Origin of the sequence: Bacterioplanes sanyensis (assembly GCF_002237535.1) — a bacterium.
GTDB lineage: Bacteria > Pseudomonadota > Gammaproteobacteria > Pseudomonadales > Oceanobacteraceae > Bacterioplanes > Bacterioplanes sanyensis_A.
Window position 1 is genome coordinate 1,968,846 of sequence record NZ_CP022530.1, and the last position, 11,800, is coordinate 1,980,645.

At 54.1% G+C, this 11,800-nt stretch carries 8 protein-coding genes; 5 read left to right on the plus strand and 3 right to left on the minus strand.

Annotation, left to right across the window (positions count from 1 at the left end; all coding sequences use genetic code 11):
• Window positions 1–9: 9 nt before the first annotated feature.
• Window positions 10–4,185 (minus strand): EAL and GGDEF domain-containing protein, encoded by a 4,176-nt coding sequence (locus CHH28_RS09300; protein ID WP_094060052.1) that lies wholly within the window; start codon window positions 4,183–4,185, stop codon window positions 10–12.
• Between the two features lie 338 nt (window positions 4,186–4,523).
• On the opposite strand from CHH28_RS09300, the gene ettA reads away from it, so the two are divergent.
• The 4 genes from ettA to glp all read left to right on the plus strand — a co-directional run bounded on the left by ettA (window position 4,524) and on the right by glp (window position 8,571).
• Window positions 4,524–6,185: an energy-dependent translational throttle protein EttA gene (gene ettA / locus CHH28_RS09305; RefSeq protein WP_094060053.1), complete on the plus strand. Its 1,662-nt coding sequence runs from the start codon at window positions 4,524–4,526 to the stop codon at window positions 6,183–6,185.
• A 98-nt stretch (window positions 6,186–6,283) separates the two neighbouring features.
• Window positions 6,284–6,637, plus strand: coding sequence for a PilZ domain-containing protein (locus tag CHH28_RS09310; protein ID WP_094060054.1), 354 nt, complete (start codon window positions 6,284–6,286; stop codon window positions 6,635–6,637).
• 52 nt (window positions 6,638–6,689) lie between these two features.
• Window positions 6,690–7,364, plus strand: coding sequence for a fumarylacetoacetate hydrolase family protein (locus tag CHH28_RS09315; RefSeq protein ID WP_094060055.1), 675 nt, complete (start codon window positions 6,690–6,692; stop codon window positions 7,362–7,364).
• A complete protein-coding gene (glp, locus tag CHH28_RS09320) occupies window positions 7,351–8,571 on the plus strand; it encodes a gephyrin-like molybdotransferase Glp (protein ID WP_094060056.1) in 1,221 nt (406 codons plus the stop codon). Before CHH28_RS09315 ends, glp begins: the two co-directional genes overlap by 14 nt.
• A gap of 37 nt (window positions 8,572–8,608) precedes the next feature.
• Here glp and CHH28_RS09325 read toward each other — a convergent pair whose 3' ends face one another.
• Both CHH28_RS09325 and CHH28_RS09330 read right to left on the minus strand, forming a co-directional pair.
• On the minus strand, window positions 8,609–9,325 hold the full coding sequence (locus CHH28_RS09325) for a single-stranded DNA-binding protein (RefSeq protein WP_094060057.1): 717 nt from the start codon (window positions 9,323–9,325) through the stop codon (window positions 8,609–8,611).
• Between the two features lie 20 nt (window positions 9,326–9,345).
• Complete coding sequence (locus tag CHH28_RS09330) at window positions 9,346–10,719, minus strand: MFS transporter (RefSeq protein WP_094060058.1); 1,374 nt, start codon at window positions 10,717–10,719, stop codon at window positions 9,346–9,348.
• Window positions 10,720–11,067: 348 nt separating this feature from the next.
• On the opposite strand from CHH28_RS09330, the gene CHH28_RS20370 reads away from it, so the two are divergent.
• Complete coding sequence (locus CHH28_RS20370) at window positions 11,068–11,745, plus strand: LuxR C-terminal-related transcriptional regulator (protein WP_157729858.1); 678 nt, start codon at window positions 11,068–11,070, stop codon at window positions 11,743–11,745.
• Window positions 11,746–11,800 lie beyond the last annotated feature (55 nt).

Genomic DNA, 11,800 nt, shown 5'->3' on the forward strand with positions numbered 1-11,800 from the left:
TCTCCTGAATCAGAGCAAGGTCTGGTTGAGGGTGAGTGTATCCAGTTGCGATAGCAATTCTTGTTCCGGCAATGGGCGTGAGAATAAAAACCCTTGCAACATTTCACAGCCGGCTCGCTCTAAAAAGTGGTATTGAGCTTCTGTTTCTACCCCTTCGGCAATCACCCGCATACCAAGGTTGTGTGCCATGGCGATGATGGTACGGGTAATTTGAGCGTCGTTATTATTGTCGGGCAAATTCTGAATAAAGCTGCGATCAATCTTTAAGGTGTCTACCGGGAACTGTTTTAAATAGTTCAGCGACGAATAACCGGTACCAAAATCGTCAATGGCGGTGTGTACGCCCAGTTCATTCAAACCTTTCAGCACAGATAAGGTGTGGTCGATGTCGTCGATCAACACGCTTTCCGTTAACTCCAACTCCAGTTGCTGCGGTTGAATGCCGGTGGCGGTGAGGATGTCGCGTACCATGTCGACAAAATCGGTTTGGTGAAACTGACGAGCAGAAACATTCACCGCCATGTGTTGCAGCTGAGTCAGCCCTTGCGACTGCCAGCTGGCAAAGGTTTCGCAGGCTTGCGCCAACACCCAGCGGCCGATGGGAACGATCATGCCAGTATCTTCCATGATGGGAATAAACAACCCGGGCGACACCAGACCCTTGCGCGGATGGTGCCAACGCAGTAACGCTTCCACTCCAACCGGACGGCCATCCTGACTCAGGTGCTGTGGTTGGAAATACAACTCCAGCTCACCACGCTCTAAGGCATGGCGCAGATCATTTTCCAGCTCCAGTAACTCTACCGCCTTTTGGTTCATGTGAGCATCGTAAAACTGCACGTTGTCGCGACCCATGTCTTTGGCATGGTACATCGCCAAATCGGCATTTTTTAATAACTCAATCACTGTGTGGCCATCGTGGGGGTAAATAGAAATCCCAATGCTGGCACTGATAAATACCTCACGCTGACCCAAAAAATAGGGCTGGTGTAGCGCGTGTAAAATGCGCTCGCCAACTTTGACGGCGGTATCAGCGGCACTGTCGCTGCTGCTTTGTTGACCGATGGCAATGGTGAATTCATCGCCGCCCATGCGCGCAATTAAATCGTGCTTTTTAATGCAGTTTTGCAGCCGCTCGGCCACTTCTTTTAATACCCGATCGCCAGCCGGGTGACCCATGGAATCGTTGATGGGTTTAAAGCGATCAAGATCGATAAATAACAAGGCAGCGGACTGTTTTGCTTGCTCACACGCACGCAATAGCAAATCAAAACGCTCGTGCATTTGGCTGCGATTGGGCAAGCCGGTCAGTGGGTCGTAGTAGGCCAAGCGATGAATGCGCTCTTCGGCCACTTTGCGCTCGGTAACATCAGACATAATGATAATCAGGCTTTGCACTTGGTGCTGCTGATCGCGAATCGCACTGACACCGGCCCAGCCAACACGCCGCTCCTGGTCTGAACGTTGATAAGTGATTTCGCCTTGCCAATAGCCGTCCACCACCAGCGCTTCGCCAATGTCTTCATAAAATGAGGTGCTGTGGTGTTTGGGCGAAATCAAAAAGTCCGGCGTTTGGCCAATTACGTCTTTGTGCTCATAACCGGTAATGTCGGTAAATGCCTGATTGATACTGGCGATGTTCATTTGCTGGTCGGTAATTAAGATCGCCTCGTTACTGTTTTCAAATACCTCCGCCGCCAACTGCAGTTCTTGTTCGATTTTTCGTGCGGCTGTGACATCACGACACAATCCCATAAAGCCTTGTAAATCGCCTTGCTCATTCCACAGTAGGCTGATGTTTAGCTCTAGCAATACTTCGGTGCCACTTTTGCCGATGGCCATCATGTCGCGATTAACGCTGATGTTGTGCTTTTGTGCGCCGCCTGGGTCACGTAGGGCAATATGCAAGTGCTGACGCAAAATCTGCATTAATTGGCGTAAGTCTTTGCGCGAAAAAATCACGCCGATGCCTTTGCGCATCAGTTCATCCGGCTGGTACCCCAGCAGCCGCTGTACTGATGAGCTGATAAAACTCATGTTCAGCTCGGTGTCGGTGGCCCAAATGATGTCGCTCATATTTTCCGCCAACAGGCGATAACGACGCTCACTTTCGACGATGTGCTCTTGCTTTTCGACTTCTTCGGTGACATCGCGAGCGGTACCAATGTAACGCGTGACCAAACCCGAGTCATCGAGCAAAAACGGCGTATCGGTAAATTTCAGAATGCGAGTGCTGCCGTCGAAATGAATGAATCTGGCCGAGCGGCTGCGGGTGCTGCCCATCTCGAGTTTGCGCACTTCGGCTAGCTCTTGCGCGAGTATGCGTTGATCATCGGGGTGGGCGTATTCATACCATTGCGATAACGCATGGTGCTCTGGGTAACCTAATAAATCCCCCATGGTGCGATTTTTGAAAATAATATTTTGTTGCAGCTCATGGTTGAGGTCGATCACGTACACCAAATCTGGCATTGCTGACATTACGCGTGCCCAAAATGCCTCGCGTTGTTTGATCTCCTCATGCGCGCGTTTATTTTCGGTAATATCGATGAAGGTCAACAGCGCTTGGCCTTCGCCTGCTGAACGAAAACTCAGGTTGGCCCACAAATCGATTTGCTGGCCCGTAAAGTTCTGCATGCGCAGTTCAAATTCTGTGGTCGTCAGCTGCAACTCTTGCGCTCTTAGCAACGAACGCTCCAGTTCGTTGCCCTGGTTGCCTAATAGCTGCGGGTAGCGATCCAGCAGCTGTTGACGGTCTTGTGCGGCAAATAAAGTCAGTGCAGCGTCGTTGGCATCGATCAAGGTGATGCTTTGCAGCTGGCCGTCAAACTGACTGATATCCAGCAAGCAATGGGCGATACCAGCTTCCTGAAATAAAGTTTTATAGCGGCTGCGGCTGTCTTGCAGCGCTTGGGTGGCTTCGACCTGCTCGGTAATGTCGCGCAGCAGCCATACCGCGCCGGTGACGGTGCCATCGTCGTACAGCAGGCTCATGTCCTGTTGCAGCGTACGCCACTCATCGCCTTGGCGAACAACAAGCGGTTTGGGGTCCCATTCTTTGGGAAGCGCGTTTAAGTCCGTCAGTTGGTTCCACAGGGCATTGGGTTCTGGCCACAACTGCATTAACACAGTGCCTTTGACTTGGTTGTGCCCAAGTTCGCTCAGCAATCGTTGCGCGCGTGGGTTGAGATAATCGATATGGCCTTGTTGGTCGGTGGAAATCAGCGCTTCATCAATGGCAATCAGTGCTCGCTCGGCGCGAATTTCCGATTCACGGTGTAACAATTGCTGTTGCTGAGCCAGACGCGCCTGGCGTTTTAAATAGCGCCACAACAGGTAGATCAAGACGGCAAATACCGTGAGAAGCAACAGCGGTCCTTGGGCGCGTTGCCACAGTTGTTGCTGCAATTGACTGTGGACAGGCAGCGCAGCGATATCCCAAGGGGTATGTGCCAGCGGCTCACGGCTGATAAGTCGATGAATTTCGCGTGGGCGCAGCGGCGGTTGTTGATCGCTGTTGGCGTAATAATGGTCGCGAATGGCGATGGTATTGTAACGTCGATCAATCAGCAGCAGCTCGTATCCGTCAAAGCCTCCCTGGTAAACAATCTCCGACAGCTGGCTGTAGGTGCGACGCACCACCAAGTGATAGCGCTGATCCTGATACTCGAACGGCGTATAAATGTAATAGCCACCGCGTTGCCCGTAGCGCAGTGAAAAGATCGCCCCCTCACCATCGAGCAAGGCAACTTCGCGCACCATGTCGCTGACTTCTTTGGCGTGCAAGCCGCGGCCTAGACGCGTCATGGGGTTGAGCTCGTCGTCGAGCAAAAAGAAGCCGGTGTAGTGAAAAATGGCTTGCTGTAAATGCTGCTGCAGCTGCTCACCATCGACCATTCTCGATTCTCTGGCGAAACGCAGCATCAGCTCAGCGTGACTCAGGCTAAATAGCTTGTTGGTGTGTAAGCTCGCTTTGGCTAGTAGCCCGGCCTGCTGCGAGTAGTTGGACAGTGTGTGTTGAATGTCTTGCTTAAAATGCTGCTGATCCAGGTGCCATTGTTGGTAGGCATTGAGTGCCAATACGGTGGCCAAAAAAAAGAAACTCAGCAAAAACAGTGGTGTACTGGCAGATGCTGGCCCGTGGGTAGAGCGGCGATAAGGCTGGGCGGCTGAGTGTGGGCGCATAATTCAATAATAACGTCTGTGCGTGAATACCAGTGGCCAGGTGACAGTCTGCTTGGGTGTCGCACCTTGTTGTGTGTCTGCACGCACCTCATCGCATTATGTTGGATGTGTTGAACGACAGGGCATTGCCACGAGTTCGATAACAGACATAAGTCAGTATAGTCAGGTGCTGAGACGATGCGAACCGTAGCTGAATGATGGGTTTTACCTTGTGGCGAAACCCACCACATCCAGGGTGCGAAAGCCCACCACATCCGTGTCAGTTGGCCGCCCATTCGGTTGCTTCTTGGTCCGCTTTTCAGTAGCTTTGCCGCCAATTGATACAGAGGTAAGCGAGTATGGCTCAATACGTATTCACCATGAATCGCCTGGGTAAAGTGGTACCGCCCAAGCGTCAAATTTTACGCGATATTTCTTTGTCCTTTTTCCCGGGCGCCAAGATCGGTGTACTGGGCCTTAATGGCGCGGGCAAATCGACACTGCTGCGCATCATGGCCGGCGTAGACACTGAATTTGTTGGCGAAGCACGCCCTCAGCCAGATCTGAACATTGGCTATCTGCCACAGGAGCCAGAGCTGGATCCGACCAAAGATGTGAAAGGCAATGTTGAAGATGGCCTGGCCGATCTGGTCAATGCCAAAGCCGAGTTGGATCAAGTGTATGCCGCTTATGCTGAGCCAGACGCGGATTTTGATGCTCTGGCAAAACGCCAAGGTCAGCTGGAAGCATTGATAGAAACCGCCGGTGGTCATGACTTGGAGCGTCAAATGGAAATCGCTGCCGATGCGCTGCGCTTGCCGCCTTGGGATGCCGATGTCACCAAGCTATCCGGTGGTGAGCGCCGCCGCGTGGCGCTGTGTCGCCTGCTGATGTCCAAGCCCGATATGCTGTTGTTGGACGAACCGACCAACCACTTGGATGCAGAATCCGTGGGCTGGCTGGAAAAATTCCTGGAAGAATACCCAGGCACCGTGGTCGCCATTACCCACGATCGCTATTTCCTCGACAACTGTGCCGAGTGGATTTTGGAGCTGGACCGTGGCCACGGTATTCCGTATCAGGGCAACTACACCAACTGGCTGGAGCAGAAAGAAAAGCGCTTAGAGCAAGAAAAGAAAGAGCAGGAAGCGCACACTAAAGCCATCAAGCACGAGCTGGAGTGGGTACGCCAGGGCGCTAAAGGCCGTCAAAGTAAGAGCAAAGCACGTTTGGCTCGCTTTGAAGAAATGAACTCACGTGAGTTCCAAACTCGCAACGAAACCAACGAAATTTACATTCCACCTGGCCCACGCTTAGGCGATAAGGTCATCGAGTTCCACAACGTGACCAAATCGTTCGGTGACCGCGTGTTGATCGACGATCTGAGTTTTAACGTTCCAGCGGGCGCTATTGTCGGCATCGTGGGCGGTAACGGCGCGGGTAAATCCACCTTGTTCCGCATGATCGCTGGTACAGAGCAGCCAGACTCAGGTGAAGTGGTGCTGGGCGAAACGGTGAAAATGGCGTTCGTTGAGCAGCTGCGTGAAGAGTTGGACGACAGCAAAACCGTGTGGGAAGCCATTTCTGATGGCCTGGATATGCTCAATATCAATGGCAAAGAGTACCCAAGCCGCGCCTACATTGGCCGCTTCAACTTTAAAGGTGGTGATCAGCAGAAACGTGTGGGCGAGTTATCGGGTGGTGAGCGTGGCCGCTTGCAGCTGGCTTACACCTTAAAACAGGGCGCCAACGTGCTGTTGCTGGACGAACCGTCCAATGACCTGGACGTAGAAACCTTGCGTGCGTTAGAAGAGGCCATTGATGCCTTCCCGGGTACTGTGATGGTGGTGTCTCACGACCGTTGGTTCCTGGATCGTATTGCCACGCATATTATGGCCTACGAGGGTGACTCCAAGGTGACCTTCTTTGAGGGCAATTACACCGAATACGAAGCCGACCGTAAAAAACGTTTAGGCGCCGATGCGGCTCCTAAGCGTATGAAGTACAAGCGACTGGCGTAGTGTCCCAAGCCTGCATTGCAGGCGCTCCCCGCAGCTGGCCATCATCGGCTATGCTGTGGGGGATTTGAGTCATCGCGCATCATTGGGAGGGGTGTTGTATGGAAAAGCGTCATTTTCAGCGCGTCAATTTTTTACAGCCGGTGCAGGTCTGCTGCCGCGGCCAGGTCAGCGAGACGCACTGTCTGGACATCAGTCTTAAAGGTATTCTGTTGGCGCGACCAGCTGAAGCCGACTGGCAACACGGCGATGAGCTGCAAATCACCCTCGCCTTGTCCGAGTTAGAAAGCATCGACATGCATTGCACGCTGGTCCACAGCCATGACGACGTAGTTGGCTGCGAATGCACCAGCCTGGATCTAGACAGCATGACGGCGCTGCGCCGATTACTTGAGCTGAATCTGCAAGACCCTGAAGAAGTCCATCGAGAATTATCCGAGCTGGTAAAAGTGTAGTTTTGCACCAAGCCTCGACACTTGCGCCAGTCCCGTCACTAAGGAGCAATGCATGCTGTATGCCCGACTGGATGAGCAAACCTTTGCCCACCCTGTATCGAAAGTGGTCTGTGTGGGACGCAACTATGCCGATCACGCCGCTGAACTGAATAACCCCATTCCTGAGACACCGCTGTTGTTTATCAAGCCGGCCAGCTGCGCGGTCGACTTGGAGCCCGCGATTCGTATCCCCACCCAGCAAGGCGAGGTTCATCATGAACTGGAAATCGCATTGCTGATAGGTCGGCCTCTGTATCAAGCCTCTGTCGACACCGCATTGCGCGCCATCGCCGGTATCGGCTTGGGCATCGATCTCACCCTGCGCGATGTGCAAAGCCAGCTGAAGAGCAAGGGCCATCCGTGGGAGCGGGCAAAAGCCTTTCCCGATTCTTGCCCGTTGAGTCGGTTTGTGTCTGCTGAGCAGGTGACAGATTGGCAAGAGTTGGATCTTAAATTTTGGCGCAATGGACAGCTGCAGCAACACGGGCGCAGTGCAGATATGCTGTTTTCCATCGCTCAGTTGGTGAGCGAAGCCAGCACAGCCTTTGGTCTGGAGGCGGGGGATGTGGTGCTGACCGGCACGCCGGCAGGCGTTGGCCCGCTGCGGGTGGGCGATGAACTGCAGCTGGCCTTGAATAACTGGCTCGATTTGAGCTGCAAAGTTGAAGCGTGCGATGAGCCTGTGTGATCAACCGGGCTTGGTGCCGCTTGAGCGCGCGTTGGCGTATTTAGCGGAGCGTGTGTCTGCAGTCGCGGAGACGGAAAACGTTCCGCTGGCACTGCTGGATGCTCGGGTATTGGCGCAAGCCGTCTGCAGCCCGATGAATGTGCCACCGCACGACAATGCCATCATGGATGGTTATGCCGTGTGCGGAGAGACGCCGCCTTGGCGATTGTGTGGGCAGGCGCTGGCGGGACACCCTTACTCGGAGCCGCTGCAAGCGGGGCAGTGTGTGCGCATTATGACCGGTGCCGTAGTACCGGATGGTACCGAGCGCGTGATCATGCAGGAAGTCTGTCAGCTTGATGGCGACTGGTTGCAGACAGACAGTCTGGGTGAGTTGGGTGCCAATATTCGCCGATGCGGCGCCGATGTGGCGCAAGGCTCTGAGATATTGCCGGCTGGCACTCGGTTAGGCCCTGCCCAGCAAGGCATGTTGGCCAGTATTGGTGTCGCCAGTGCCGAGGTTAAGCGTCGTCCAGTGGCCGCCGTTTTTTCTACCGGTGACGAACTGGTGGAGCCTGGGCATACACTGGCCGCTGGCCAGATCTACGACAGCAACCTGAGCATGATTGTATCGCTGTTGTCTCGTCTTGGGTGCGAAGTGTTGAATCTCGGGCGCGCCAGCGATGATGAAACCAGTGTGCAGCAAATGCTCGCCGAAGCTGATTTGAAAGCCGATCTGGTGGTCACCTCCGGTGGTGTGTCCGTTGGTGATGCCGATCATCTGCGCTCAGTGGTGTCTTCCATGGGCGAGCTGGAGATGTGGCGCCTGGCGATTAAGCCGGGTAAACCGTTTGCCTTTGGGCGCCTGCCCAGCAGTTGGTTTATGGGGCTGCCTGGCAATCCCATGTCCGCATTGGTCACCTTGGATCAGTTGGGTGCCGAGCTGGTGCGCTTGCTCAGTGGAGCGTGTTCGCAGCCGCGTCTGCGCTTACCGGCTGTTGCGCAAACACAGATGTACAAGGTGCCGGGCAGGCAAGATTTTCAGCGTGGCGTGTATCGTGTGACCGAGCAAGGACTGACGGTGCGAAGCTTGGCAAAGCAAAACTCAGCCTTGCTCAGTACCATGGCCGAAGCCAATTGCTTTGTGGTGTTGGAGCAAGAGCGTGGTGACGTCGCGGTCGGTGAGGCTGTGACAATCGAGCCGTTTGATCATCTGCTGATGAGCTGAAGTCTGCTGCGGCTAATTGCCGCAGCAGGTTCTTGGATTAGAACGGGATGTCGTCGTCGAAGTCGTCAAAGCTGTTGCTTGGCTGTGGCGCTTGCTGTGGTTGTTGTGCGGGCTGTTGTGCCGGTTGTTGAGGAGCTTGTTGCTGCGCTGCCTGATAACTTCCGTGCTGCTGCGCCGGTTGCTGCTGTTGCTGCATCGGCGCTGGCTGAGCCGGCGGCTGATAGCCTTGTTGCGGTGGCTGAGTCATCGGCTGTGCCTGCTGCGGCGCTGCATGCTGTTGGGCCGGAGGAGCTTGGTAGCCGCCTTGATTGCCCATCGGCTGGCCCATACCTTGGTTACCCATTGCCGCATTGCCCATACCGCCCATTGGTGCATTCATCCCTTGGCCAGCAAAGTTGTTACCAGCACCCATGTTGTCGCTGCGGCTATCCAGCATCATCATGTCATTGGCGATGATTTCGGTGGTGTAGCGTTTGACGCCGTCTTTTTCCCACTCTCGTGTTCTGAGTTTGCCTTCAAAATAGGCGCGAGAGCCTTTTTTCAGATATTGCTGCACGATTTCGGCTAACTTGCCGTAAATGGTGATGCGATGCCATTCCGTCTGCTCAACCTTTTGCCCGGTTTGCTTGTCGTTGTAGCTTTCGTCGGTTGCCAGGCTGATGTTGGCCACGGCGTTACCGTTTGGCATATAACGCACTTCCGGGTCTCGCCCCAGTGTTCCAATCAATGTCACTTTATTTACGCTACGACCCATAGTTGGCTCCTGCTTGTGTGCTAGGCCGATGCCTGAGCGGGGTTGATAATGATTTGCGCCGCAGAATAATCAAATTCATCGGCGCTGATTTTTAAATAGATGGCGGCTTCATCGGCCAGCCAGGTGACCTCGGCCACGCCTTGTAAGGCTTGTAGCTCGGCCAATTGAGCATCGCTCAGCGCGTTGGTGCTGGTCATGCGCAGGCTGGTCAGGTGCTTGGGTGCTGGTGTTTTCATCACCATGACCGCCCACGCTAACACTAGCAGGGCCAAGCTCACAAACAGAGCGATGTGGCCGTAGGCGGAGAGCATTAAACCGCCTGCGCTGCCACCGATAAAGGCGCCGAAAAACTGCATGCTGGAATAGATTCCCATAGCGCTGCCTTTGGCACCGGCCGGAGCTACTTTGCTCAGCCAAGATGGCAAGCTTGCTTCCATCAAATTAAAGCCCCAAAAGTACACCAACAAGGCCAAAGCCCAGTGCCACAGCTGCGACGACACAGACATGCTCATAAGGCTGACAACAATGGCAATGGCGCCAAACAGCACCACGCTTTTCATTTGCCGACGTTTCTCAGCCACGATGATAAACGGCACCATCAGTACAAACGCCAGCAGTAAGACCGGCAGATACATCCAGGTATGGTCCTGGCTGCTGAGCCCGGCATTAATCAGCTGCAGAGGAATGGCAACGAAGATGGCTACCATCAACGCATGCAATACAAAAATGCCGATGTTCAGCGGCCACAGCTGGCGGTTGCTGAGTTGTTTTTTCACCTCTGGCCAGACGGCACTGGCGTCCCTATGTGGTCGCGCTGTTGGTGTAGGAATGACCCATATCGTCACTGCCACACCAAGGAGCGCCAGCACCGCAGTGAGGCCAAAAATGCTCTCCAGTCCGCCGATTGACGCCAGCCAGGGCCCTGCAATGAGGGCAACGGAAAAAGACAAACCGATGCTGGCGCCGATTGACGCCATGGCTTTCATGCGGTGCTCTTCACGTGTCAGGTCGGTGACCAGTGCCATGATGGCGCTGGCAATGGCGCCGGCGCCTTGCAGCGCACGCCCAAGAATAACGCCGTAGACGGAGTCGGACAGTGCGGCGATAAGGCTGCCTAAGGCAAAAATCAGCAGGCCGGTGATAATCACTGGCTTACGGCCGAAGCGGTCCGACAGGGCACCTGCTGGGATCTGCAGTAGCGCCTGAGTTAAACCGTATACACCCATCGCCAACCCCAGCAGTGCTGGTGTTGCATGCGCCAGCTTCTGGCCTTCTACCATCATCACCGGCAGCACCATAAACAGGCCGAGCATGCGCGTTGCGTACAGAGACGCTAACGACGCAACAGCGCGCTGTTCGGAATGTGCAAATGGCTCAGTGGAGGAAGGTGACACGTCGATTCGTCCAGAGGTACAAAAAAGGCGGGCAAGTGTACCAGCAATCAGGCGATGGAATGAACCGTCAGCGGGGTGGAATGCGATCTGGTAGGAAGGCGTGAAATGTCATCAATGGTCGGTTGTATCTCTGATACGTAAGGCTTAATACTGACTAGACTCGATTCCGTGGTAGCGGGTGCAAGGTGCATAAGTGCCACTTTTACTGCTGTCCCGATAAGACCATAGAATTTTTGCTATCGTAACGTACACTCAGACTTCCGGTGGATGACCGTTCAGGTACAAGCGCCTTGGGGCGTATTGAGGATGGACACAGCGGCTGAGGCTGTCTTGCAAAAGGAGCAACGAATGGACATGTCAACGCGTCTACCTGGCCGACGCATTATCTTGTTTGGTCAGCAGAATCTGCAAAACTCAATCTTAATTGGCTTTATTCACCAGCGCACCAATATCGATTGCCAGTTGGTTAATCGTTTGCACTGGGATCAGCAGTGGAATGAGTATCCGTGTAAGACTCTGGCCCTGATCGACGGTGATGCCGGCAGATTGGAGCGCATCCAGGATCTGCTGGAGCAGATTCACGAGCAGCCCATGGATATGCAAGTAGCGCTGTTCAATGTGCCACACGAGGACCCTCTAGAGCGCATGATCGCATGGCCAAACGTTAATGGCCTGTTCTATCGCGATACGTCTCAACAACAGCTGTCGAAGGGCATCGTCGGTGTGTTTAGCGGTGAGTGCTGGTTGCCTCGTCAGTTGATGGCTGGCTACTTGGCGCGTCATCGTCACAAGCCGAAGCGCATGAGCCCATGTGCCAGTAAGCTGACCAAGCGCGAAAAGCAAATTCTGCAGCTCACTGCAACCGGGGCGACCAACACAGAAATTGCCGATCAGTTAAACGTCAGCATGCACACAGTGAAGACGCACATCTACAATTTGTTCAAAAAAATTGGCGCCAGCAACCGCATTCAAGCGGTGAATTGGGCGCAAGAAAATATGGACGAATTGTTGCGTGATCGTGCCTGATCAGGACTTGTAGATGCGGGGCACTGCCCTACAATGGTCAGCCTTACCTCAAAGG

Excerpts from the sequence above, each read along its gene's own strand:
- CHH28_RS09310 (WP_094060054.1), top strand. The coding sequence starts at position 6,284 with ATGGAAAAGCGTCATTTTCAGCGCGTCAATTTTTTACAGCCGGTGCAG.
- CHH28_RS09315 (WP_094060055.1), top strand. The coding sequence starts at position 6,690 with ATGCTGTATGCCCGACTGGATGAGCAAACCTTTGCCCACCCTGTATCG.
- CHH28_RS09300 (WP_094060052.1), bottom strand. The coding sequence starts at position 4,185 with ATGCGCCCACACTCAGCCGCCCAGCCTTATCGCCGCTCTACCCACGGG.
- CHH28_RS09325 (WP_094060057.1), bottom strand. The coding sequence starts at position 9,325 with ATGGGTCGTAGCGTAAATAAAGTGACATTGATTGGAACACTGGGGCGA.
- CHH28_RS20370 (WP_157729858.1), top strand. The coding sequence starts at position 11,068 with ATGGACATGTCAACGCGTCTACCTGGCCGACGCATTATCTTGTTTGGT.
- glp (WP_094060056.1), top strand. The coding sequence starts at position 7,351 with ATGAGCCTGTGTGATCAACCGGGCTTGGTGCCGCTTGAGCGCGCGTTG.
- ettA (WP_094060053.1), top strand. The coding sequence starts at position 4,524 with ATGGCTCAATACGTATTCACCATGAATCGCCTGGGTAAAGTGGTACCG.